Annotated in this window: 24 protein-coding genes, 1 pseudogene and 1 riboswitch; of the genes and pseudogenes, 12 read left to right on the forward strand and 13 right to left on the reverse strand. The window is 68.3% G+C overall.

What is annotated here, in order from left to right:
• Positions 1 to 3: 3 nt before the first annotated feature.
• The 3 genes and pseudogenes from KF889_04065 to KF889_04075 form a co-directional block, all read right to left on the reverse strand.
• A complete protein-coding gene (locus KF889_04065) occupies positions 4 to 774 on the reverse strand; it encodes an enoyl-CoA hydratase/isomerase family protein (GenBank protein ID MBX3498596.1) in 771 nt (256 codons plus the stop codon).
• A 17-nt stretch (positions 775 to 791) separates the two neighbouring features.
• Positions 792 to 1,141, reverse strand: a pseudogene (locus tag KF889_04070) (type II toxin-antitoxin system VapC family toxin).
• 51 nt (positions 1,142 to 1,192) lie between these two features.
• On the reverse strand, positions 1,193 to 1,399 hold the full coding sequence (locus tag KF889_04075) for a hypothetical protein (GenBank protein MBX3498597.1): 207 nt from the start codon (positions 1,397 to 1,399) through the stop codon (positions 1,193 to 1,195).
• Positions 1,400 to 1,532: 133 nt separating this feature from the next.
• Positions 1,533 to 1,608: riboswitch (SAM riboswitch) on the forward strand.
• 68 nt (positions 1,609 to 1,676) lie between these two features.
• Between KF889_04075 and metZ the strand changes: the two genes are divergently transcribed.
• Both metZ and KF889_04085 read left to right on the forward strand, forming a co-directional pair.
• Positions 1,677 to 2,897, forward strand: coding sequence for an O-succinylhomoserine sulfhydrylase (metZ, locus tag KF889_04080; GenBank protein ID MBX3498598.1), 1,221 nt, complete (start codon positions 1,677 to 1,679; stop codon positions 2,895 to 2,897).
• The gene (locus tag KF889_04085) at positions 2,897 to 3,508 is read left to right on the forward strand and encodes a TenA family protein (GenBank protein MBX3498599.1); all 612 of its coding nucleotides are present in this window, start codon (positions 2,897 to 2,899) and stop codon (positions 3,506 to 3,508) included. Before metZ ends, KF889_04085 begins: the two co-directional genes overlap by 1 nt.
• On the opposite strand, the gene KF889_04090 is transcribed toward KF889_04085, so the two are convergent.
• The 3 genes from KF889_04090 to KF889_04100 are packed head-to-tail and all read right to left on the reverse strand — an operon-like array spanning position 3,505 to position 5,976.
• Positions 3,505 to 4,422, reverse strand: coding sequence for a hypothetical protein (locus KF889_04090; protein MBX3498600.1), 918 nt, complete (start codon positions 4,420 to 4,422; stop codon positions 3,505 to 3,507). The genes KF889_04085 and KF889_04090 overlap by 4 nt on opposite strands.
• Positions 4,422 to 5,495 (reverse strand): phosphotransferase family protein, encoded by a 1,074-nt coding sequence (locus tag KF889_04095; protein MBX3498601.1) that lies wholly within the window; start codon positions 5,493 to 5,495, stop codon positions 4,422 to 4,424. Before KF889_04095 ends, KF889_04090 begins: the two co-directional genes overlap by 1 nt.
• Before the next feature lie 34 nt (positions 5,496 to 5,529).
• Entirely contained in the window at positions 5,530 to 5,976 is a 447-nt protein-coding gene (locus KF889_04100; protein ID MBX3498602.1) for a winged helix-turn-helix transcriptional regulator, read from the reverse strand.
• A 74-nt stretch (positions 5,977 to 6,050) separates the two neighbouring features.
• Between KF889_04100 and KF889_04105 the strand changes: the two genes are divergently transcribed.
• The 4 genes from KF889_04105 (at position 6,051) to argE (ending at position 8,983) form a co-directional block, all read left to right on the forward strand.
• Complete coding sequence (locus KF889_04105) at positions 6,051 to 6,530, forward strand: PaaI family thioesterase (protein ID MBX3498603.1); 480 nt, start codon at positions 6,051 to 6,053, stop codon at positions 6,528 to 6,530.
• 158 nt (positions 6,531 to 6,688) lie between these two features.
• Complete coding sequence (gene apaG, locus KF889_04110) at positions 6,689 to 7,081, forward strand: Co2+/Mg2+ efflux protein ApaG (GenBank protein ID MBX3498604.1); 393 nt, start codon at positions 6,689 to 6,691, stop codon at positions 7,079 to 7,081.
• A gap of 11 nt (positions 7,082 to 7,092) precedes the next feature.
• Entirely contained in the window at positions 7,093 to 7,731 is a 639-nt protein-coding gene (folE, locus tag KF889_04115; protein ID MBX3498605.1) for a GTP cyclohydrolase I FolE, read from the forward strand.
• 79 nt (positions 7,732 to 7,810) lie between these two features.
• Positions 7,811 to 8,983 carry an acetylornithine deacetylase gene (gene argE / locus KF889_04120; GenBank protein MBX3498606.1) on the forward strand — a complete coding sequence of 391 codons (1,173 nt, stop codon included), beginning with the start codon at positions 7,811 to 7,813 and terminating at the stop codon, positions 8,981 to 8,983.
• Between the two features lie 86 nt (positions 8,984 to 9,069).
• On the opposite strand, the gene KF889_04125 is transcribed toward argE, so the two are convergent.
• Genes KF889_04125 through KF889_04145 form a run of 5 tightly spaced genes read right to left on the reverse strand, consistent with a single transcriptional unit; the run spans position 9,070 to position 13,478 of the window.
• Positions 9,070 to 9,681 (reverse strand): hypothetical protein, encoded by a 612-nt coding sequence (locus KF889_04125; protein MBX3498607.1) that lies wholly within the window; start codon positions 9,679 to 9,681, stop codon positions 9,070 to 9,072.
• 50 nt (positions 9,682 to 9,731) lie between these two features.
• Positions 9,732 to 10,376 carry a hypothetical protein gene (locus KF889_04130; protein MBX3498608.1) on the reverse strand — a complete coding sequence of 215 codons (645 nt, stop codon included), beginning with the start codon at positions 10,374 to 10,376 and terminating at the stop codon, positions 9,732 to 9,734.
• 33 nt (positions 10,377 to 10,409) lie between these two features.
• Positions 10,410 to 11,375 carry an Hsp33 family molecular chaperone HslO gene (locus KF889_04135; GenBank protein MBX3498609.1) on the reverse strand — a complete coding sequence of 322 codons (966 nt, stop codon included), beginning with the start codon at positions 11,373 to 11,375 and terminating at the stop codon, positions 10,410 to 10,412.
• A complete protein-coding gene (argF, locus tag KF889_04140; protein MBX3498610.1) occupies positions 11,375 to 12,301 on the reverse strand; it encodes an ornithine carbamoyltransferase in 927 nt (308 codons plus the stop codon). Before argF ends, KF889_04135 begins: the two co-directional genes overlap by 1 nt.
• Positions 12,294 to 13,478, reverse strand: coding sequence for an aspartate aminotransferase family protein (locus KF889_04145; protein MBX3498611.1), 1,185 nt, complete (start codon positions 13,476 to 13,478; stop codon positions 12,294 to 12,296). Before KF889_04145 ends, argF begins: the two co-directional genes overlap by 8 nt.
• A 230-nt stretch (positions 13,479 to 13,708) precedes the next feature.
• On the opposite strand from KF889_04145, the gene KF889_04150 reads away from it, so the two are divergent.
• The 6 genes from KF889_04150 to KF889_04175 all read left to right on the forward strand — a co-directional run bounded on the left by KF889_04150 (position 13,709) and on the right by KF889_04175 (position 19,691).
• Positions 13,709 to 14,284: a glutathione peroxidase gene (locus KF889_04150; protein MBX3498612.1), complete on the forward strand. Its 576-nt coding sequence runs from the start codon at positions 13,709 to 13,711 to the stop codon at positions 14,282 to 14,284.
• A 26-nt stretch (positions 14,285 to 14,310) separates the two neighbouring features.
• Entirely contained in the window at positions 14,311 to 15,252 is a 942-nt protein-coding gene (locus KF889_04155) for a mitochondrial fission ELM1 family protein (GenBank protein MBX3498613.1), read from the forward strand.
• 112 nt (positions 15,253 to 15,364) lie between these two features.
• Positions 15,365 to 17,110 (forward strand): fatty acyl-AMP ligase, encoded by a 1,746-nt coding sequence (locus KF889_04160; protein ID MBX3498614.1) that lies wholly within the window; start codon positions 15,365 to 15,367, stop codon positions 17,108 to 17,110.
• Positions 17,107 to 18,051: an NAD(P)-dependent oxidoreductase gene (locus KF889_04165; GenBank protein ID MBX3498615.1), complete on the forward strand. Its 945-nt coding sequence runs from the start codon at positions 17,107 to 17,109 to the stop codon at positions 18,049 to 18,051. Before KF889_04160 ends, KF889_04165 begins: the two co-directional genes overlap by 4 nt.
• A gap of 108 nt (positions 18,052 to 18,159) precedes the next feature.
• Positions 18,160 to 18,471 carry an acyl carrier protein gene (locus KF889_04170; protein ID MBX3498616.1) on the forward strand — a complete coding sequence of 104 codons (312 nt, stop codon included), beginning with the start codon at positions 18,160 to 18,162 and terminating at the stop codon, positions 18,469 to 18,471.
• Between the two features lie 2 nt (positions 18,472 to 18,473).
• Entirely contained in the window at positions 18,474 to 19,691 is a 1,218-nt protein-coding gene (locus tag KF889_04175) for an aminotransferase class I/II-fold pyridoxal phosphate-dependent enzyme (protein MBX3498617.1), read from the forward strand.
• Positions 19,692 to 19,697: 6 nt separating this feature from the next.
• On the opposite strand, the gene KF889_04180 is transcribed toward KF889_04175, so the two are convergent.
• Positions 19,698 to 20,660, reverse strand: a complete 963-nt coding sequence (locus KF889_04180) for a hypothetical protein (protein MBX3498618.1) — start codon at positions 20,658 to 20,660, stop codon at positions 19,698 to 19,700.
• Positions 20,660 to 21,697 carry a CDP-alcohol phosphatidyltransferase family protein gene (locus KF889_04185; protein ID MBX3498619.1) on the reverse strand — a complete coding sequence of 346 codons (1,038 nt, stop codon included), beginning with the start codon at positions 21,695 to 21,697 and terminating at the stop codon, positions 20,660 to 20,662. The genes KF889_04180 and KF889_04185 overlap by 1 nt, the downstream gene beginning before the upstream one ends.
• Between the last annotated feature and the right edge of the window lie 23 nt (positions 21,698 to 21,720).

The following is a 21,720-nucleotide window of genomic DNA, read 5'->3' on the forward strand; positions in this document are numbered from 1 at the left end:
GCATCACCAGCGAGGTGGCCGCTTCTCGTTGAAGGCGTTCAGGCCTTCCTGCGCCTCGGGCGTGGCGATGATGTTGCAGATGGTCTCGACCGTGGCCTCGATGGCGCGGCGATACTCGAAATCGTTGGTGCGCAGGTAGCTGTCGCGCGCCAGTTTCATCACCACAGGCGATTTCCGGGCGAAGTCCCGGGCCAGTGCGCGCGCCGCTTCCTTGACCTCGGCCTGTGGCACCACGCGATTGATGATGCCGATGCGCTCGGCCTCGACGGCGCTGATCGGATCGCCGTTGAACAGCAGCTCGAAGGCCTTGTGGCGGCCGATCTGGCGCGGCAGGTGAACGAAGTGCATCGCCGGGATCACGCCGACCTGGATCTCGGGGTAGCCGATGCTGGCGGTGTCGGCGGCGACGATGCAGTCGCAGGTCACCGCCAGGGTCACGCCGGCGGCGCGCGCCGGACCCGTCAGCGCCGCGATGGTCGGCTTGCCCATGCGGTACTGCATGTCGTGGACGCCGAAATAGAGCTTCTCGAGGAAGCGCCGCAGCCGCATGCCATCGCCGCCCTGCATCATCGCCAGGTCCATGCCGCCGGAGAAGGCGCGATCGAAGGCGCTGGTCAGGATCACCGCGCGCACGCCCTCGTCGTCCCGCGCCCTGGCGTAGGCGGCGAGCAGGTCGTCGACCAGCGCATGATTGATGGCGTTGACCGGCGCGCGGTTCATGGTGATCTCCGCCACCCTGTCGTGCACGGCGTAGTCCAGCGTCTCGAAGCTCACTGCATTCCTCTTGATGGTCAGGCCGCTAGGATCGGAACGTTGTATTGCGGCAGCAGGGTATCGCGTGTCACGAGCGTCAGGCCTTCGATCATCGCTTGAGCGATCAGCAAGCGGTCGAAAGGATCACGATGGTGCCGGGTAGAGACGAAACACGAAGCGCGTGAGCGATCTCGATGGCAAGGAGTCGAAAGCCGGAACTGGTGATTGTCGGCACGAACTCGGGCGGCAACACGAGCTTGCCTGTTCCCACCTTGATGGCCGCTTCCCAGATCGAGGCCATGCTGACGTAGACTTCGTTTCCGCGATCCGCGAGCGCGGCATGTGCTTCTGGACGCAGCTCCTCGGGCGTCAGCAACGCCCAGAGCAGCCTCGGGCGTCAGCAACGCCCAGAGCAGCGCATTCGTGTCGAGAAGAAACCTCACGTCTTGTCGGGTGGATGCTTGTCGCCTTCATAAAACAGGCGCTCGATCTCGGCATTGGTTTCGGGGGAGTCCCAGTCGTCCGCCATCCAGATATTGCCGCGCAGCAATCCGAGCTTGCGCGGCTCTTTGCTCTCGACCTGCGTAGTACCGCCCTCAACGGGCACCAGGCGCATCTCATGATCGCCCGACGTCTTGACGATCACCTGATCGCCGGCGGCGCGCGCTCGATGAGCTTGGAGAACTCCTCGTCGGCTTTGTAAATGACAGTGTCGGGCATGGCGTCCTCGCGCCGCCGATCATAATCGCGCTTGACCGGCGGCGCCACGAGGTATAGCACAACGGCACCGTGGGATTTGAGCCGACCGGCTTGCGGCCACGTTAAAAACCGCTAAAAGGTCGGAGGCCCACGAAAAAGCCCCGACCGAACGGTCGGGGCTTTTTCGTTGCGCCGGCCGCGAGCTCGCGCAGGAGGGTGAGACAATGGACGGCGATCAACGGGCGCGTATCGATGCGGCGCGCAAGGAAAGCCAGAAGACCTGGCGGGCGGCCACGCGCGCGGTGCGCGGCGGGCTGAAGCGCTCGAACTTCGAGGAGACGTCGGAGGCGCTGTTCCTGACCTCGGGCTACGTCTATCCCAACGCCGAGGAGGCCGAGGCCGCCTTCGCCGGCACGATCGACCGCCTGCAGTACTCGCGCTTCGGCAACCCCACTGTCACCATGTTCGAGGACCGGCTGGCGGCGCTGGAAGGTGCCGAGGCGTGTCGGGCGACGGCGACGGGGATGAGCGCCGTGTTCTACGCGCTGCTCTCGCTCTTGCGCGCCGGCGATCGCATTGTCGCCGCACGCCAGCTCTTCGGCTCGTGTCACTACATCGTCACCGAGCTGCTGCCGCGCTTTGGTATCGAGCATGAGCTGGTCGATGGCCGCGATCTCGACGCCTGGAAGAAGGCGCTGTCGAAGCCGGCCAAGGCAGTGCTGTTCGAGACGCCCTCAAACCCGACGCTCGACATCGTCGACATCAAGGCGGTCACTGAGCTGGCTCATGCCGCCGGCGCCCGCGTCGTGCTCGACAACGCCTTCGCCACGCCGATCCTGCAGCGGCCGATCGAGCACGGCGTCGATATCGTCGTGCACTCCGCCACCAAGTACATCGACGGCCAGGGCCGCACCCTGGGCGGCGCCATCCTGGGGCCGAAGAAGTACATCCTCGACGAGCTGCAGCCGATCACCCGCAACACCGGGCCCAGCATGAGCCCGTTCAACGCCTGGGTGATGGTCAAGGGCCTGGAGACCCTGCCGCTGCGCGTCGAAAAACACTGCGCCAATGCCCAGCGCGTCGCCGACGAGCTGGCGGCGCATCCCGCCGTGGCGCGCGTGATCTATCCCGGCCGCAAGGACCATCCGCAGCACAAGCTGGCGATGAAGCAGCTCTCGGCGCCCGGCGGCATCGTCGCCTTCGACCTGAAAGCGGGCAAATGGGCGGCGTTCGAGACGCTCAACCGCCTGCGCCTGGTCGACATCTCCAACAATCTCGGCGACGCCAAGAGCCTGATCACCCATCCGGCGACGACGACGCACAAGCGCATCGGCGGGGTCGAGCGCGCCAAGCTCGGCATCGGCGACGGCCTGCTGCGCATCTCGGTCGGCCTCGAGGATGTCGAGGACATCATCGAGGATCTGACGCAGGCGCTGGCCGGCTGATGTCGCTGTCGGCGGCGCTGTGGGCGGCGAACGCCGACGGCGCCGCGCGCATCCTCGCGCATCCGTTCGTCCGCGGCCTGGGTGACGGCAGGCTGCCGCGCGCCAGCTTCGAGCGCTACGTCGCGCAGGATGCCTATTTCCTCGAGGCCTTCGCGCGCGCCTACGCCTTCTGCCTCGCGCACTCGACGGCGCGCGACGACCTCTACGGCTTCGCCGAGCTGATCGGCGGCGTGATCGACGAGCTGAAGCTGCACAAGGGCTACGCCGCGCGCTGGAACGTCGATCTCGTCGGCGTGATGCCGGCGCCGGCGACGCGTGCCTACACCGATTTTCTGCTCGACACCGCGACGCGTGGCGTCCTGGGCGAGACCATCGCCGCGATGACGCCGTGCATGCGGCTCTACGCCTGGCTTGGCCAGAGCCTCGCCAAGGCAGATGTCGCGCCGCTCTATGCCGAATGGGTTCGGACCTATGCCGATCCCGGCTTCGAGTCGCTGGCGGTGCGGCTGGAGGAATTGCTTGATCGGCATGCCGCCGACACGCCCGACGTGCACGACAACTACGCCCGCGCGATGGCATTGGAGTATGGCTTCTTCGACGCCAACGCCTAATCGGCGATCGCTTCGACCTCGGCGCGCACCAGCGTCTCGATCTCTGGCGCGGGAATGCGCGCCAACTCGCCAAGGCTGCGTCCGCGCGCTACGCGCTCGGCGATGGCGAGGCCCAGCGCGTAGCCGCTGCGGGCGGGGATGTCGCCGCGATAGCCGTAGGAAAGATAGCGGGCGCGGGTCTGGCCGTCGGTGGCGCCGAGAACCGGCGGCAACGCGCGCGCGATCCTGCGCAAAAGCTCAGGCGTGATCGCCGCGAGATCACTGTCGCCCAGCAGCATGCGCCGACGCGTGATGCCGGGGTTCAGTACGCCGCAGGCATGGACCGCGAGGCCTTCCTTCCAGATTCCGAGCCACAGCGTATCGCCGCCGGGCAGGATCAGGCTGGGATTCACCTGATGGTGATAGAGATGAAAGCATTCGTGATCGAGCAGGATGCCGAGATCCGCGCTGCGGCCGTGAATATGAACGACGCCATCGAGCCCGACGAACAGGGCGAGCCGGTCGCGCCACAGCCGCACGCGCGCATCAAAGCTCAGGAACGACAGCATGATCGTCATCGGCGCATCGTTCGTCGCGTCGGGCAGGTGACGCCGGAAGCGCTCGACCTGCTCGCGCCAGACCTGCGGGAACGCCAGCGACAGGCGACGCACCTCGTCGGCGATGGGATCGAAAATCTCCAACCAGCGCACGAGGTCGATGCGGCCAATGCCGGCACTTTGCTGAACGGCGAGGTGCGGCTGGAAATACCCGGCAATCACCGCCCGTGCCCGCGCCTCGATCGACTCGCCGCGGCCGGCGTCGTAGACCGGCCAGAAGCTCGGCAGCAGATCGGTCGCGCCGGATTGCTGACCGAGAGCTGGCCGCGTCACCGTCGCGGCCAGCGCGCCGGCGAGGAGGGTGCGACGGGCGAGCATCACGCTTGCGCCAGCTTGCGCTCAACGATTTGCCATCCCGCCGCGGCGCGAATGCGGATGCGGTCGACCATGTTCTCCTCGCGGTTGCGCGCGTCGTAGACGCCGTCGAGCATGCGCTTGTAGACACCCTGGCCGATCGCCGCGACGCGGAAAAGGTTGTAGGCCATGTAGAAGTCCCAGTTGGGCAGGCTCTCCATGCCCATGCGCCGCGCATAGGTGCGCACGAACTGCGCTTCGGTCGGAATGCCCGTGCCGGCGAGGTCGAGGCCGGCTAGCCCGCGGCCCTTGGGATCCGGTGGCGTGTAGTAGCTCAGGCACTGATAGGCGAAGTCGGCGAGCGGATCGCCGAGCGTCGCGAGTTCCCAGTCGAGCAGCGCCAGCAGCTTCGGCTCGCGCTCGTGGAAGATCGCGTTGTCGAGCCGGTAGTCGCCGTGAACAAGCGTGGTGCGCGCCATCGGCGGCACATTGCGTGGCAGCCACTCGATCAGCTTTTCCATCTCCTCGATGTCGTCGGTCTGCGAGGCGCGATACTGCTTGCTCCAGCGATCGATCTGGCGCGCCATGTAGTTGCCGGGCCGCGCGAAGTCGGCAAGCCCTGCCGCCTCGGGATCGACCCTGTGCAGCGCCGCCATGGCGCGGTTCATGTCGTCCCAGATCGCGGCGCGCTCGGCCGGGCTCATGCCGGGCAGCGACTGGTTCCACAGCACGCGGCCGTCGACGAAGCCCATGACGTAGAAGGCGCTGCCGATCACGTCGTCGTCCTGGCACAGCGCCAGGGCCGGTGGCACCGGCACGTCGGTCCGGTTGAGTGCCGAGATCACGCGATACTCGCGGTCGACCTGGTGCGCCGAAGGCAGCAGCTTGCCGTAGGGCTTGCGCCTGAGGGCGTAGCGCGCGCCGCCGGCGCCGACGAGATAGGTCGGGTTCGACGTGCCACCATTCATGCGCTCGACCTGTTCGATCGGCCCGCGGAAGCCTTCGATGGTCCCGCGCATGAAGCGCTCGAGGCGCGCGAGGTCGCGACCGTCCGCCGTGAGTCCCGATGTGACGCCGAGATTGCCGGTGCTGCTCATGCCCGGGAGTGTAGTCCCCGGATGCCGGGCCTCGCTACACGGCGTCGAGCAGCGCCATCGAGGTGCGAAGCGTGTCGTGCAGCGCGCTGGTCGCCTTGGCGCCCAGCGCCTCGCGCACCTCCATCTCGGCGGCGCGCCACGTCGGATAGGCGCGGCGCACCATCGCCTTGCCGTCGGCGGTCAGCGCCAGCGCGCGCGTGCGGCGGTCGGGGCCGGGCGACAGCGCGATCAGGCCCGACGCGATCAGCGGCTTGATGTTGCGCGTCAGCGTCGTGCGGTCCATCGCCATGACCTCGGCATAGGCGCCGATTGGCATTGGCGGCTTGCCGGCGAGGTTGGCGAGCAGGCCCCACTGCGTCACTGTCAGCCCGACCTCGGCCAGGCGGCGATCGTAGATCGCCGTCACCTTGCGCGCCGCGCGGCGGATCTGGAAACAGGTGCAGCCGCCTTCCGGGATCGGCAGGGGTTTGTCGTTCCGCATGGCGGCAGGATAGCCGCGACCGGCGTGCCGGGGAACACTAAAGTGCATATGCACGTATTAGTGGGAGTCATGTGATGTCTTTGTCTGCGGATCGGACTTTCGGCGTCGTCGACGCGGCCGCGCTCGCCGGCATGGCCGGCGTCGATTTCCTGCGTGGCTGGATCGCGGGTCGCTATCCGGCGCCGCCGATCGGCAGATTCATGAACGGCGGCCTGGTCGAGGCCGAGGTGGGCCGTGTCGTCTTCGAAGGTACGCCGACGCCCGATCACTACAATCCGATCGGCAGCATCCACGGCGGCTATGCCGCGACCCTGCTCGATTCCTGCATGGGCTGCGCCGTGCACAGCGTGCTCAAGGCCGGGCAGGCCTACACCACGCTGGAGATCAAGGTGAACTACGCGCGCGGCATGACGCACAGGACCGGGCTGGTGCGCGCCGAGGGCAAGGTGATCAATGCGGGCAGCCGCATCGGCCTGGCCGAGGGCCGTCTGACCGATGCGCAGGGCCGGCTGCTCGCCTGGGGCAGCACCACCTGCATGATCTTCGCGACTTGACCGGATCGTCGCGCGCTCCTTGATTCGTGAACGTCGCGCACCACCTATTGCGGCGTCGGCCCAAGCAGTGCCAACACCTCGTCTTGGCTTCTGTGCCCAGCGGCGTAGTATGCCCCTCAGGGCCGGCGCGACCGGCCTCTTTCGTCAGCGGTGAGACCATGTTCACGGCCGAGACCCGATCGATCGTCGTCAGCGTGCGACCCGCCTATCTCGAGGACCAGTCGGAGCCCGAGCAGGCGCGCTGGGTCTGGGCCTATACCGTGCGCATCGAGAATCGCGGCAGCGACAAGGTGCAGCTGCTCAGCCGGCACTGGAAGATTACCAATGCGCGCGGCCGCATGGAGGAGGTCAAGGGACCCGGCGTGGTCGGCAAGACGCCGGTGCTGCAGCCCGGCCAGGTCTTCGAGTACACCAGTGGCTGCCCGCTCGACACCTCGTCGGGGTTCATGACCGGCACCTATCAGATGGTGACCGAGAGCGGCGAGAAGTTCGACATCCGCATTCCCATGTTCTCGCTCGACAGCCCGCAGGGCGCCCGGTCGATCAACTAGGTGGTGGTCGCATGAACAAGGTCATCAAGCCCGGAGTCTTCGCCGCCGAAGCCGCCCGCTCCGTCGGCAAGCCGTCCCGCGCCGAAGCCGAGGAGGCGGTGCGCACGCTGATCCGCTGGGCCGGCGACGATCCCGAGCGCGAGGGCCTGGTCGGCACGCCCGATCGCGTTGTACGCTCCTACGAGGAGTTCTTCGGCGGCTACGAGGGCGATCCGCGCGAGATGCTGGCGCGCACCTTCGAGGAGACCGACGGCTACGACGAGATGGTGATCCTGCGCGACATCCGCCTCGAATCGTATTGCGAGCACCACATGGTGCCGATCATCGGCAAGGCGCATGTCGGCTATCTGCCGCGTCACCGCGTGGTCGGCATCAGCAAGCTGGCGCGCGTCGTCGAGGCCTATGCCAAGCGGCTGCAGATCCAGGAGAAGATGACGGCGCAGATCGCCAACTGCATCCAGGAGGTGCTCGACCCGCGCGGCGTCGGCGTCGTGATCGAGGCGGCGCACCAGTGCATGACGACGCGCGGCGTGCACAAGCCGGGCGTCACCATGCTCACCAGCCGCATGCTCGGCACCTTCCGCGAGAACGAGACGACGCGGAAGGAATTCCTGGCGATGATCGGCAAGACGGCGGGCGGCTACGGCTGACGTCGCTCTGCCGACGGGCTAGAGTGCGTAGGCGGGCGCGGCGGAGATCGCGCCCGATTGCTTTCAAGGGGTGCGGACAATGGCAGGCGAGACGGTCACTTCACTGGAGATGCTGCGACGATTGATCGCCTTCGACACGACCTCCCGCAATTCGAACCTCGAGCTGATCCATTACGTCCGCGATTACCTGAAATCGCACGGCGTCGACTCCACGCTGGTGCACAGCGACGACGGCACCAAGGCCAATCTCTACGCCAGCATCGGCCCCAGGGTGCCGGGTGGCGTCGTGCTGTCGGGCCACACCGACGTCGTACCGGTCGACGGCCAGCCCTGGGACACCGATCCCTGGATCGTCACCGAGCGCGACGGCAAGCTCTACGCCCGCGGCACGTCGGACATGAAGGCGTTCTCGGCCATCGGCCTGTCGATGGTGCCGCAGTTCAAGCGCGCCAACCTCAAGGTGCCGATCCATTTCGCGCTGAGCTACGACGAGGAAGTCGGCTGCATCGGCGCGCACGCGCTGGCCGAGCGGCTGATGGGCGACGTGCCGCGGCCACGCCTGGTCGTGGTCGGCGAGCCTACGATGATGACGGCGGTGCATGCGCACAAGGGCACGCGGCGCTATCACACGCATTTCCGCGGCGTCGAGGCCCATTCGTCGATGACGCATCTGGGCGTCAGCGCCAACCATTTCGCCTGCGAATTCGTGGTCTTCTTGCTGCGCCTGCAGGAGGAGCTCGAGTCGCGCGCCGCCGCCGACAGCGAGTTCATGCCGCCCTACGGCACCATCACCGTCGGCACGATCCACGGCGGCACGGCCGCCAACATCCTGGCGCGCGACTGCGTCGTGCACTGGGAGTATCGCGCGCTGCCCGGCGCCGACGACCAGGAGGTCATCACCCGCGCCCAGGCCTACGTGGCGGAGAAGCTGTTGCCGGCGATGCGGCGCAAGCATCCCGACGCGTCGATCGAGTTCGACATCGGGCCGGGCACGCCGCCTTTCCCGCCCGAAGGCAACGACGAGGCGGTGAAGCTGGTGCAGAGCTGGTCGGGCAGCAACGTGGTGACCTCGGTGTCCTACGGCACCGAGGCCGGCATCTTCAAGAACGCCGGCGGCGTGCCCACCGTGGTGTGCGGCCCGGGCGACATCGCCCAGGCACATCAGCCCAACGAGTTCATCCTGGTCTCGCAGATCAGGGCCTGCGAGGCCTTCATGAACCGCATGGTGGAGTGGGCCTCGGGCGGACGGTAAGAATTGTCTGTCATCCCGAGCGCAGCGAGGGATCCAGGACTGCCCTGGATCCCTCGCTGCGCTCGGGATGACAATGTTGCGTCGCGTCAGCCGCCCGCGAGATGGTGCTGCAGCTGGCTGCGCATCGTGCGCTCGAATGTCGCCACGAACTGCTCCATCGCCGCGATCAGCATGTTGTGCCAGGACACTTGGCGGTCAGCCTCCCTGACGCCTTCCAGGAGGCTGAGGCTCGTCGTCGCCTCGGCCGCCGCCACGCCCAACGACTGGCCGGTTTCGTGCTGCATCTCCAGATCGGCGCCGAGCCTCAGCGTGTAGCGCTCCGCCGCCTGCTTGCGGAACAGGTCACCGAGGCCCTTCTCGACGCGCAGCCGCTCGCCCACGAGGCTCGCCTCGCGGATGGTAAAGACGGCGGTGCGCGGGTTCCCGGGCAAAGCCGCCAGCAGGTGTCTCGAGGCCCAGTCCGCCATGGTGTCGCTCGCCGATACGATCATGCTGCCCTCATGCCGCGGCGGCTGGATCGCCGGCACGAAGGCCCGCGTCACGATCAGCCGCCCCGCCGCCAGCCGCATCGGCCTGCTGCCGAAATCCGGCACGGCGAAATCGACGGCGGGGCGCGTCGGCTGGGCGCCCGATCGGCCTGCGAGAAGCAACGCTGCGGCCAGCGGCAGCAGCGCGCGGCGGGGTATCGAGGCGCTCATGGCGCCAATTCAGGCGCGCGCAATCAGGCGGGATTGCGGCGCCGCAGGCGCTACAGGCCGTATGCCTCGCCGACGCGATAGGCGAAGTATCCATAGCTGTCGGCGTTGTTGAGAGCCTGATCCTTGGTCAGACCCGGCGCCCACCAGTCGCTGTCGTCTTCCTCGCGGTAGCCGGAGTCGCCGTGATCGAACGTATTTGCGTACTTGTGGGTCGCTTCGTGAATGAAGGTGATCGCGAGCAGCTCGGCGCTGCCCAGGAGCTTCTTCTTGCTGATGTGAATCGTGCCCTTCTCGCGAATCATGTCGCCGTCGGAATCGACGCCGATCGACTCGGAAGGATCGTCGGTGATCGAATGACGGACATAGCCGAGAGTGCCCGAACCGGCCCCCAGCTTGAGCGTGACGTCGCGGCCGATGCCCTGATAGGTGAGCTGCAGAATGCTGGAGATCTTCGCCCATTCGCCGGTCGACGGCTCGGGGCCCGTCAGGAAGTAGGTCGCCGCGAAGCGTTTCGCGTCCTTGTCGGCATAGCCACCGCAGCGCGTGATGGCGAGGGACAGCATCGCCTTCGAGCGAGCCACCGCCTTGGTGATCTTGGTGGCATCCGCGTTGGCCAGCCAGATGCCCTTGTGCTTGAGCTGGAGATTGAACCCCAGCGTCTTGACCTTCTTGGTGAAGAGAAATCGACTGCCCATCGTCCGGCTTCCCCATGAACCGTTCAGTGATGATCAAGGCTGAGCTTTTGCCGGCAGTTCGTCAAGTTCCTGATCACTGTAGTCGTAGGTGGCGCCGCAGAACTCGCAGCGCACCGCCACCAGGCCGCGGGCATCGCGCATGCCGTCGAGCTCCTCGCGCGGGATGGAACGCAGCACGCTGTCGATGCGCGCGCGCGAGCAGCGGCAGCGATCGGCCACGTCGCGCCGGTCGAAGACGCGCGGCGCGTGCTCGTGGAATAGCCGCCACAGCAGCTGGTCGGCCGGCAGCGCCGGATCGATCATCTCGGAGTCGCGCGCGCTGCCCATCAGGATCAGTGCCGTGCGGAAGCGCTCGTCGCGCTCCTCGGCATCGGTCTCGGCAACCAGCTCCTGCGAGGGCAGGGCCTGTAGGATCAGCGCGCCGGCGCGCCAGCTTCCCGACTCGTCGCGCCCGGTGGTCAGCTTGACGCCCGTGGCGAGTTGCTCCGACTGGCGGAAATAATGATGCGCGCAGTCTGACAGGCTGCTGCCTTCGAGCGCCACGACGCCCTGGTAGCGCTCAGTGTCGGCGCCCTGGTCGACGGTGAAGGCCATATGGCCGTGGCCGAGCAGGCGCGGTACGGCGTTGGCTGATTCGACCGGCATGGCCGCGACCTTCGCGGCGTCGAACTGGGCATAGCCGCGCAGCGCGCCTTCGGAGGTGAGGTCGACGACCAGCAGACGCACCGGCCCGTCGCCGCGCATCTGCAGGGTGAAGATGCCCTCGTACTTCAGCGACGAGGCGAGCGCGACGCACAGCGCCAGCGATTCGCCGAGCAGGGCGGCGACCGGCGGCGGGTAGTCGTGGCGATGCAGGATGGCGTCGACCGCCGGACCAAGCCGCACGATGCGGCCGCGTGCGCCGAGGTCGGGCAGCGCGAACGGCAGCGCGAGATCGTCGGCCCCGGGAACGGCATCGGGCGCGCCCGCGATCGGCGCGCCCGTGCCTTCACCGCCCATCAGACGTGCCCGAGGCACCAGGCCATGATCGCCTTCTGCGCGTGCAGTCGGTTCTCGGCCTCGTCCCACACCACGGATTGCGGTCCGTCGATCACCTCGGCGGTGACCTCCTCGCCGCGATGCGCCGGCAGGCAGTGCATGAAGACCGCGTCGCCCTTGGCGAGCTTCAGCAGGCGCTGGTCGACCTGATAGGCCCTGAGCAGGTTGTGTCGTCGGCCGGCCGAGGCGGCGTCCTCGTCGCCCATCGACACCCAGGTGTCGGTGACGACGCAGTCGGCGTCCTTCACCGCGGCCTCGGGGTCGTGCGTCACGACGATGCGCGCGCCCTTCTTCTTCGCCCAGTCGAGCACGTCCTGCGGCGGCTTGAGCTCGGCCGGGCAGGCGATGCGCAGCTCGAAGTCGAACTGCGCGGCGGCGTGAATCCAGCTCGTCGCCATGTTGTTGCCGTCGCCCGACCAGGCGACGACCTTGCCCTTGATCGGTCCGCGATGCTCCTCGTAGGTCATCACGTCGGCCATGAGCTGGCAGGGATGCGTCTTGTCGGTGAGCCCGTTGATCACCGGTACGCTGGCGTACGATGCCATGTCGAGCAGCTTCTGCTCGGTGGTGGTGCGGATCATGATCATGTCGACATAACGCGACAGCACGCGCGCGGTGTCGGCGATGGTCTCGCCGCGGCCGAGCTGGGTGTCGGTGGTGCCGAGCATGATGGTCTCGCCGCCGAGGTCGCGCATGCCGACCTCGAACGACACGCGGGTGCGCGTCGACGGCTTCTCGAACAGCATCGCCAGGGTCTTGCCGGTGAGCGGCTTGCCGTGCCCCCCGTTGGCGCGGGCGCGCTTGTATTCCGCGCCCTTGCCGAGGATGCGCCGCAGCAGCTTCGGCTCGACCTGGTCGAGGTCGAGGAAGTGCTTCAGCTCAGGCATTTTCCTTCGCCTTGACCATCGCGCTCTCGAAGTCGCGGCAGGCCGCGTCGATGATCGCGATGCCCTCGTCGAGCACGGCGACGGGCGTGGTGATCGGCGGGAAGACGCGCACGACGTTCTCGCCGGCGATCGGCACGACCATGCCGAGCTCCTGCAGCTTCAGCACCATGTCGCCCGCCGGCACGTGGCAGCGCAGGCCGAGCAGGAAGCCGGTGCCGCGCGCCTCGGCCAGCACGGTCGGGTGATCCTTCACCAGCCTGTCGAGCTTGGGACGCAGATACGCCGCGCGCTCGCGCACGCCGTCGAAGAATCCCGGCGCCAGCATGACGTCGAGCACCGAGTTGGCCACGGCGGTGACCAGCGGATTGCCGCCATAGGTCGAGCCGTGCGTGCCCGGCACCATGCCTTGCGCCGCCTTCTCGGTCGCCATGAACGCGCCGATCGGCACGCCGTTGCCCATGCCCTTGGCGATCGCCATGACATCGGGCGCGACGCCCGAATGCTCGTAGGCCCACAGCTTGCCGGTCCGACCGAAGCCCGTGTGGATCTCGTCGTAGAACAGCAGCAGGCCGAACTCGTCGCAGATCGAGCGCAGGTCGCGCAGGAACTGCGCATTGGCCTCGCGCACGCCGCCTTCACCCTGGATCGGCTCGACCAGGATTCCGGCGGTCTCGTCATCCACCATGTCGCGCACGACATTGGTGTTGTTGAGCGGCGCGTGCATGTAGCCGGCGGCCGGCGGGCCGAAGCCCTCAAGGTACTTCTCGTTGCCGGTGGCGGCGAGTGCGTTGAGCAGGCGGCCGTGGAAGGCGGCCTGGAAGCAGATCAGCTTGTAGCGCTTCGGGTTGCCCGTCACGTACTGGTACTTGCGGATCAGCTTGATGCCACCCTCGATGGCTTCCGCCCCGGAGTTGCAGAAGAACATCGTGTCGGCGAACGAGTTCTCGACCAGCCGCAGGGCGAGCTTCTCGCCGTTGCCGATGCGGAACAGGTTCGAGGTGTGCCACAGCTTCGCCGCCTGGTCCTGCAGCGTCCTGACGAGCTGCGGATGGCAGTGGCCGAGGTTGTTCACCGCGATGCCCGACGTGAAGTCGACGTAACGTCGGCCGTCGGTCGCGAACAGGTAGGAGCCTTCCCCACGTTCGAAAACGACGTCCTTGCGTGCGTACGTCGGCATCACGGCCGTAACCACGGTTCGATCCTCCATGCTGAGCCCACGCGGCCGGCCCATCCGGCCGCGCAAAAAAACACGCGACGCCCCGACGGTCGGTCTCAGCCGACGGCCGGAAGGCGCCGCGCCGGCACTATCCTGACGGCGCCCTGCGATGTCAACGGCCGGTTGTTCCGGCTTTGTGCCGGCAGGTGGACGCCGGCCGGCTTCCGTAGCAGGGTATTGCCATGCCCAACATGCTGCGACTGCTGTCGCTGTTCCTCTCCAGCCTCATCGCCGCGATCCCGGGCATCGCCTCGGCGCAGCCCGGGTCGCGGGCGCCGATCGACTGGCCGAGCGTGAAGATCGATTCGATTGGCGAGGGGAAGCTGCCGACGGCGGACTACAAGGGCAAGGTTGTGCTGGTGGTGAACACCGCGTCGTTGTGCGGCTTCACCGACCAGTACGAGGGCCTCGAGGCGCTGTGGCGGCGCTACAAGGACAAGGGCTTTGTGCTGCTAGGCGTGCCATCGAACGATTTCGGTGGCCAGGAGCCGGGCACCAAGGCGGAGATCAGGAATTTTTGCGAGTCGAAGTTCGATGTCACCTTCCCGCTGGCCGACAAGCAGGTCGTCACAGGCGACAACGCGCACCCTCTCTACAAATGGATCGCCGCGCAGGCCGGGCCGCTGGGGGCGCCGAAGTGGAACTTCCACAAGTACCTCGTCGGTCGCGACGGCAACCTCGTCGAATGGTACTCGGCGATGACCGGGCCGGGCTCGACGGCGCTCGACGACGCCATCCGCAAGGCGCTCGCCGCGCCCGGGGCATAGTGGGCGGGAGCCCGCCCGAATTCTGGGTGCTGATCGGCGACAAGGCCGGCGATGCCGCGCAGCTTCGCGTGCTGGCCGCGGCGCTCGGCTGGCCCGTGCGCGAGGTCGAGCTTAAGACCAATGCCTGGCGCAATCTGCCGAACGTGATTCTCGGCGAGAGCCTGCTGTCGTCGCGCGTTGCCCTGGCGCCGCCCTGGCCCGACGTCGTGCTGTGGGCGGGCCGGCGCGGCACGCCGATCGCGCGATGGATTCGACGCGCGAACGGCGGGCGCACGCGGCTGGTCAATCTCGGTCGACCCTGGGCGCCGTATGGCGCGATCGATCTGGTGATCGGCATGCCGCAGTACCGCCCGCCGTCGCGGTCGAACGTCTTTGTCGCGCGACTTCCGTTCAATCGTCAGTGTTGCGTGTCACGGCCAGGTGATCGTGTCGTGCTGCTGGTCGGTGGACCGGCGCCGCCGCTGGCATTTGGTGTCGGTCAGGCGCGGCGCATTCGCGAAGAGGCCTGCGCTCTGGCGATGAGTCTGGGCAAGCCGCTGCTCGTCGTGGCCTCGCGTCGAACGCCGCGTGCGGTCGCCGATGTGCTGGGCGCGAGCGACGTGAGCTACGCCGAAGCGCTGTCGCGCGCGGCGCGGATCGTCGTGACCGGCGACAGCGCCTCGATGATCGCCGATGCGCTGTCGACCGGCCGGCCAGTGGATATCGCCCCACTGCCTTATGCCCGCGCGCCGCTGTCGCTCCTGGCGCGCGGCATCGACGCCGTCCTGCCGTCGGCGCAGTCGGCCGGCCTGTGGGAGCGGCCGCGCGACATGCCGAGCCTGTGGCGCGCGCTGGTCGAGGGCGGCCACGTCGCAATGCTGGGTGGCCCCGAACCGTCGTCCCGGGTGCCATTCCCCGACGATCTGCCCGAGGCGGTGGCACGCATCCGCGCGCTGGTGCTGAAACAAACCGAAACAAAGCCTGCGTGAGCACCGGCTTGGCTGCGCTTGTCGCTCCCCGGCTCATCTGCTACACCGCGCGCCGTTTTGCCGGGCGCCGGGATCGCCGCCCGGCGCGCCCCAATTCGTCAACGAAGTGCGGATGACCCCCACCGCCACGGCCAACACGACCCTGCCTTTCCGCCGCGCCGGCTTCATGAGCGTGCCCGACATGCTCGACTACGCCGCGCGGGGTCAGACCGGCGTGAATTTCTACGACCCGCGCGGCCGGCTGACCGCGGCGCTGAGCTGGAGCGAGGTGCGCGAGCGCGCCCATGTCTTCGCCCGCCGCCTGATCGGCGCCGGCTTCGCCCGCGGCGAGCGGCTGCTGATCACCGCCGACACCTGGCCCGGCTTCATGGTGTCGTTCTTCGGCGCGCAATATGCCGGGCTGCTGCCGGTGCCGGTGTCGCTGCCCGCCGGGCTGGGCGGCAAGGACGCCTATCTCGACCAGCTCAAGCGCCAGCTCACGGCCTCGGGCGCGGTCGCGGCGCTGGCGACCGACGAGCTTGCGGATTACCTCTCGGCCGCCGCCGAAGGCTCGGCGGCGCGGCTGGCGGGACCGATGAGCGCCTTCGAGGCGCTGCCCGAGAAGCCGGTCGATCTGCGGCCGTGGGGCGCGGGCGAGCGCTGTTATCTGCAGTTCTCCTCCGGCAGCACGCGCTTCCCGCTGGGTGTTGACATCCGGCAGGATGCGCTGATGGCAAACATCGCCGGCATGACCGGCGAGAACGGTCTGGCGGTCACCGCGCAGGACCACGTCACGAGCTGGCTGCCGCTCTATCACGACATGGGCCTGATCGGCTTCATGCTGGGGCCGCTGTCGGCGCAGCGCTCGATCGACTACCTGAGCTCGCGCGACTTCGCCCGGCGGCCGCTGCAATGGCTGTCGCTGATCTCGCAGCGACGCACGTCGATCACCTACAGCCCGAGCTTCGGCTACGACCTGACGACGCGACGGGCGCAGACCCAGTCGCTCGACGGGATCGACCTCAGCTGCGTGCGCATCGCCGGCATCGGCGGCGACATGATCCAGCCCAGCGTGCTCAGCCGCTTCGCCGAGCGCTTCGGCCCCGCCGGCTTCGACGAGCGCGCCTTCACGCCGAGCTACGGCATGGCCGAGGTCTGCCTCGCACTGAGCTTCGGCCATCGCGGCGACGGCTTCCGCGTCGACGAGGTCGATCGCGAGCGGCTCTCGGACGAGCGCATCGCGACGGCGGTGCCGCAATCCGAGACCTCGCGCACCTTCGTGCTCTGTGGCCTACCGTTGCCGAAACACACCGTCGAGATCCGCGGCGAGGCCGGCCAGGTGCTTCCCGAGCGCCGCGTCGGCCGCATCTTTGCCCAGGGCCCCAGCATCATGGCGGGATATTTCGAGGCGCCCGAGGCGAGCGCCGAGGCACTGAGGGACGGCTGGCTGGATACCGGCGATCTCGGCTACTGGCTCGATGGCCAGCTCGTCGTCACCGGCCGCGCCAAGGACCTGATCATCGTCAACGGCCGCAACATCTGGCCGCAGGATATCGAATGGTCGGTCGAGGAGCTGCCGCAGCTGCGGCGCGGCGACGTCTGCGCCTTCTCGATCGATGCCGAGGACGGTGCCGAGAGCATCGTCGTCGTGGTCAACGCCTGGCCAGCCAAGGAAGACGCGCGCACGGCGCTGACCGGCGCGGTGCAGCAGGTGGTCAAGGAGACCGTCGGCGTCGACTGCACTGTGCAGCTGCTGTCGCCGTCGGTCGGTCTGCCGATGACCTCCTCGGGCAAGCTCAGTCGCTCGCGCGCCAAGGCGCGCTATCTCGCCGGCGAATACGCCCATGGCGGCCGCCGGCCGGTAGCTGCCACGACATGAGCCGCCTGGTCGCGGTTACCGGCGCGACCGGCTTCATCGGCCAGCATCTCCTGAGGCTGCTCGCGGCGCGCGGCCAGCGCCTGCGTCTGCTGGTGCGCGGCCTGCCGTCGTTGCCGGCCTGCGATCCGCCGATCGAGCTGCAGCCCGGCGACCTGCGCGACCGCGCCGCGCTCGAGCGCCTGGTTGAGGGCGCCGACGTGGTCGTCCACCTCGCCGGCGCGATCAAGGCGCTGTCGGAGTCCGACTTCCGCGCCGTCAATGTCGAGGCCGTCGCCGCGCTGGCCGGTGCCACCGCTCGTCATGCCCGGCCGGATGCTCACTTCGTGCTGATGTCATCCCTCGCCGCGCGCGAGCCGGCGCTGTCGGCCTATGCCGCCACCAAGCGGTCGGGCGAGGACGCCCTGTCGGCGCTCGGACCGCAGCATCGGCGCACCATCGTGCGTGCGCCGGCGGTCTACGGGCCGGGCGATCGCGAGACCCTGGTGTTCTTCAAGGCCGCCGCGCGCGGCTGGTCGATGGTGCCAGCCGGCCCCGATGGCCGGGTGGCGTTGATCCATGTGCACGATCTGTGCGCCGCTATCGCCGGCATCATCGACCGCCCACCGCCCGACGACGTCTATGAGATCGACGACGGGACCGAGGGCGGTCACACGCTGCGATCCATGGCGGCGGCGGCTGCCGAGATCATGCGGCGCAAGGTTCGCGTAGCGAAACTGCCACATCGCGCGCTGGGCGGCTATGCTGCATTGCAGCAAATTACCGCTCGTATGCGCGGACAGCCTGCGATAGTGTCCGCCGGCAAGGTTCGGGAGCTCCTGCACCCGGACTGGTCCGTGCGCGACCGTCGCCTGGCTGCCTGGCTGCAGCTCGGCCCGGCGATCGACCTCAGGACCGGGTTCGCCGAGACGGTGGAGTGGTATCGCGCGCATCGCTGGTTGTGAGCGAAAGCCGGTCTATTAACCGATGTAATAACGGTTAATAATATGTTAGTGGCCTGATTCGGCGAGCTTTTGTCCTATGTCGGAAATCTACCCCTCCGGAGCGGCGAGATGCGCGCCAGCCACAAGTTCAAGGTCTACGAGTTCGCGGACGATGCCATGAGTGATGCGCCCACCGTCACGCGCGACGATGTGCGAGCGGACATCTGCCGCCGGCTCGACCCCTTTCGTACGGATGCCCGGCCGATCACCGGCGCCACCGTGATCACCAAGGATCTCAACATCGACTCGCTCGCCGTCATGGACATGGTGATGGAGCTGGAGGACACATACGACATCTCCATTCCGTTGAATGTCGTGGCCGAGATACACACGGTGGACGAGTTGACCGACACGGTCCTGAAGATCCGCGGGGAGCGCTGATCATGGGTCTGTTCGATCGCCACGCCCAGCTGCTCGACTTCTACCGGGGCGTGCAGGCCACGGGTGCCGATCCGATCGGCGTCACCATGGAGCGCGTGCTGTCGCCCACCGAGGCGATCATCAACGGCAAGCGCACCCTGCTGGTCGGAACCAACAACTATTTCGGCCTGACCTTCGATCCGGCCTGCATCGAGGCGGCCGTCGAGGCGACCAAGGCCGAGGGCACGGGGACCACCGGCTCGCGCATCCTCAACGGCAGCTACACCGACCACAAGGACTTGGAGCGCGAGCTCGCCGATTTCTACGGCATGAAGCACTGCATGGTCTTCACCACGGGCTATCAGGCCAATCTCGGCCTGATCTCGACCCTGGTGGGCGAAGGCGACTACCTCGTCATCGACGCCGACAGCCATGCCTCGATCTACGACGCCTGCAAGCAGACGCAAGCGACGATCATCCGCTTCAAGCACAACGATCCGGCCAGCCTGGAAGCGCGCCTGCGCCGCCTCGACAGGGAGCCGGGCAACAAGCTGGTGGTGGTCGAGGGCATCTACTCGATGCTGGGCGACACCGCGCCGCTCAAGGAGTTCGTGGCCGTCACCAAGCGCCACGGCGCCTACATCATGGTCGACGAGGCGCATTCGCTGGGTGCGCTGGGCGAGCATGGCCGCGGCCTGGTGGAAGAGGTGGGCGTGCTCGACCAGGTCGACTTCGTGGTCGGCACCTTCTCCAAGACGCTGGGCGCCATCGGCGGCTTCGCCGTGTCGAACCACGACGGCTTCGACGTGTTGCGCCTCACGACGCGGGCCTACATGTTCACCGCCTCGCTGCCGCCCTCGATCGTAGCCTCGGTGCGTGCGGCGCTGCGCGTCGTGCGCGCCCGGCCGGAGCTCAGGACCAGGCTCTGGGCCAACGTCGCCACGCTCTACGACGGCCTGGCCGACGCAGGCTTCCAGCTCGGACCGCAGCACGGCCCGGTGGTCGCGGTGCAGCTGCCCGACCTGCAGACCGCCATCGCCATGTGGCGCGCGCTGCTCGACGAGGGCATCTACGTCAACATCGCCGGCCTGCAGGCCACGCCGGGCGGCGTGCCGTTGCTGCGCTGCAGCCTGTCGGCGGCGCACAGCCAGGCGCAGCTCGAGCAGGTGGTCGACACCTTCGTCAAGCTGGGCACCGCATTCGGCCTGCTCAAGCCGCAGAAGCGCGCCGCCGTCGGCTAGTCCTTTTCAGCGGAAGGCTCCCAGCCGCCACCAGCGCCACGCCAGCAGCGGGGCGCTGAGCAGCGGATGGCGACGCTGCCACGGCGTGATCGCCAGCCGCCTGCCGGCATGGCGCTCGATCTTCCAGACCAGGTAGTCGGCGCCGCCGTCGAAGGTGAAGGCGGCCTTGGCCAGGCGCAGCGCGCTCAGGAGCTTGCCGCGCGCTGGCGACAGCCGGACCACCGGCGGCGTGCCCAGCAGGCGGAAGGCGCCGATGTCGTCCTGCTCGACGGTGAAACCCGCGGCGTCAAGCGCGAAGCGCGTGATGACGGCGAAGCGCGTCGCCTGCAGGTCGTGCAGCGAGGCGACGCGTTCGGCGCTCTCCGGCCGCAGCTCGCGGCCGTAGCTCTCGGCAAAGACGCGTTGCCACAGCTCGCGCGTGGTGAAGCGGCGGCCGAGCGACGGCGCCGACGAAGCCACCGCGGTCTCGACCGCCATGGCCAGCAGGGCGACGATCTCGCGCCGCATCGCCGCGCCGCGAGCGAAGAGCACGGCCGCCGGCTGGCAGAGCCGCGCCCAGAAGTACGAATCGCGCGCCTGCATCGACACCGCGTGGCGCAGCTGCGCCAGGCCGACGACACCGTACTTGCAGCGCAAGGTACCGTCGCCGAACGTCAGGTCGAGGCGGAAGACGTTGGGCGGCAGGAGGCGATTGCCCCAGGCGCCGAGGGCATTGCCGTTGGCGGCGCGCAGGTCGTCGACGACGACGTAGAAATCATAGACGCGTTCATACGATGCCCCCGCTGCCGGCGTGCGCAGGCAGGAGCCGTAGAACAGGGTCGCCAGCGCGCCACCCCTGAAGCGCGCCAGCAATGCCTGGTTGATGGCGGTGGCGGCCTCGCCCACGCGCTGCCCGGCCTCCGCCTCGAGCAACCGCAGCAGCGCGGTGCGCGCGCCGTCGCGGTCGACGCTCCGCACCCGCGCGGCCATCAGGCATCCGCCAGGAAGGGCGTCACGGCGCGGCCGGCGGCGCGCGCGGCGAAGGCCTGGGCGATGCGCACGCCGTGGAAGCCGAGACAGAGCAGGGTCCAGGCGGCGACGACCGCCAGGCCGATGTCCGGCCGCCCGGCGAGCGCTGCGATGCTGAGCAATACGAGGTTGGGATTGCGCCGCGCCGTGACCAGGCGCGAGAGCGCATCGAGCGGCCGCCAGCCGAACATCTCGAAGCGGAAGGTGGCGAGGAACAGGCCCTCCTGCGCGCGGCCGAGCACATAGCCCGCGATCACGATCCAGACCGCGATATCCAAGTGCGGCAGGGTCGCTGTGCCAAGACCGGCGTACCAAGCGTACCACCAGAAGGGCGGATGCAGCAGGTCGGTGCCGTGATCGAGCACGTCGCCGAGCTTCGAAGCGGCCAGCGTCACGCGCGCCAGCTTGCCGTCGACCGTGTCGAGGAAGCACATCGCCCAGGCGGCGAGCAGGCCCGGCAGGTACCAACCGACCGCGAACAGCGCCGTGGCCGCCAGCACGCAGAGGAAGCTCGCGACGGTCACGGCATTGGGCGTGATGCGCGCCGCCGCGCACCAGCGCGTGGCGACGAAAGCGGGCGTCGGCCAGACATACTTGGTCACCGCATCGGTGATGCCCTTGTAGGTCGCGTCGTACATCGCGCGCTCGATGTCGCGCGGCGGCGTGGCGCGGGTCGACAGGGCGTAGGGCGGCACGCGGTTGCGCAGCTTGGCGCGATAGGCGCCGGCGAGCTGCCCGGGCGTCGCCACCGCCAGCCCGGCACGGGCGCAGTCCTCGGACGCACGCTCGAGCAGGGCTTGGCCTTCTTCCATACGTGCGGCATCGATGACGATCGCGGCGATGCCCGGCGTGTTTGAGGAGGCGAGCGCGAGATCGCTGGCCGCCGCCAGCGGCCTGGCCAGCACGTCGTCGAGCACATGGTCGGCGCGCAGCAGCAGGACGCGCCCGCGCGCGGGCACCGGCGCCATCTCGTCGCCGACGTCGAGGTCGGGAAGCATCCGCCGTGCACGGTCCAGGGCCG

This window comes from Alphaproteobacteria bacterium, assembly GCA_019635875.1.
Classification (GTDB): domain Bacteria; phylum Pseudomonadota; class Alphaproteobacteria; order Reyranellales; family Reyranellaceae; genus JAFAZJ01.

What these genes read in the sequence shown, in the direction of transcription:
- metZ (MBX3498598.1), top strand. Translation starts at nt 1,677, where the DNA reads ATGGACGGCGATCAACGGGCGCGTATCGATGCGGCGCGCAAGGAAAGC.
- KF889_04085 (MBX3498599.1), top strand. Translation starts at nt 2,897, where the DNA reads ATGTCGCTGTCGGCGGCGCTGTGGGCGGCGAACGCCGACGGCGCCGCG.
- KF889_04090 (MBX3498600.1), bottom strand. Translation starts at nt 4,422, where the DNA reads ATGCTCGCCCGTCGCACCCTCCTCGCCGGCGCGCTGGCCGCGACGGTG.
- KF889_04095 (MBX3498601.1), bottom strand. Translation starts at nt 5,495, where the DNA reads ATGAGCAGCACCGGCAATCTCGGCGTCACATCGGGACTCACGGCGGAC.
- KF889_04100 (MBX3498602.1), bottom strand. Translation starts at nt 5,976, where the DNA reads ATGCGGAACGACAAACCCCTGCCGATCCCGGAAGGCGGCTGCACCTGT.
- KF889_04105 (MBX3498603.1), top strand. Translation starts at nt 6,051, where the DNA reads ATGTCTTTGTCTGCGGATCGGACTTTCGGCGTCGTCGACGCGGCCGCG.
- apaG (MBX3498604.1), top strand. Translation starts at nt 6,689, where the DNA reads ATGTTCACGGCCGAGACCCGATCGATCGTCGTCAGCGTGCGACCCGCC.
- folE (MBX3498605.1), top strand. Translation starts at nt 7,093, where the DNA reads ATGAACAAGGTCATCAAGCCCGGAGTCTTCGCCGCCGAAGCCGCCCGC.
- argE (MBX3498606.1), top strand. Translation starts at nt 7,811, where the DNA reads ATGGCAGGCGAGACGGTCACTTCACTGGAGATGCTGCGACGATTGATC.
- KF889_04125 (MBX3498607.1), bottom strand. Translation starts at nt 9,681, where the DNA reads ATGAGCGCCTCGATACCCCGCCGCGCGCTGCTGCCGCTGGCCGCAGCG.
- KF889_04130 (MBX3498608.1), bottom strand. Translation starts at nt 10,376, where the DNA reads ATGGGCAGTCGATTTCTCTTCACCAAGAAGGTCAAGACGCTGGGGTTC.
- KF889_04135 (MBX3498609.1), bottom strand. Translation starts at nt 11,375, where the DNA reads ATGGGCGGTGAAGGCACGGGCGCGCCGATCGCGGGCGCGCCCGATGCC.
- argF (MBX3498610.1), bottom strand. Translation starts at nt 12,301, where the DNA reads ATGCCTGAGCTGAAGCACTTCCTCGACCTCGACCAGGTCGAGCCGAAG.
- KF889_04145 (MBX3498611.1), bottom strand. Translation starts at nt 13,478, where the DNA reads ATGCCGACGTACGCACGCAAGGACGTCGTTTTCGAACGTGGGGAAGGC.
- KF889_04150 (MBX3498612.1), top strand. Translation starts at nt 13,709, where the DNA reads ATGCTGCGACTGCTGTCGCTGTTCCTCTCCAGCCTCATCGCCGCGATC.
- KF889_04160 (MBX3498614.1), top strand. Translation starts at nt 15,365, where the DNA reads ATGACCCCCACCGCCACGGCCAACACGACCCTGCCTTTCCGCCGCGCC.
- KF889_04165 (MBX3498615.1), top strand. Translation starts at nt 17,107, where the DNA reads ATGAGCCGCCTGGTCGCGGTTACCGGCGCGACCGGCTTCATCGGCCAG.
- KF889_04170 (MBX3498616.1), top strand. Translation starts at nt 18,160, where the DNA reads ATGCGCGCCAGCCACAAGTTCAAGGTCTACGAGTTCGCGGACGATGCC.
- KF889_04175 (MBX3498617.1), top strand. Translation starts at nt 18,474, where the DNA reads ATGGGTCTGTTCGATCGCCACGCCCAGCTGCTCGACTTCTACCGGGGC.
- KF889_04180 (MBX3498618.1), bottom strand. Translation starts at nt 20,660, where the DNA reads ATGGCCGCGCGGGTGCGGAGCGTCGACCGCGACGGCGCGCGCACCGCG.
- KF889_04185 (MBX3498619.1), bottom strand. Translation starts at nt 21,697, where the DNA reads ATGCTTCCCGACCTCGACGTCGGCGACGAGATGGCGCCGGTGCCCGCG.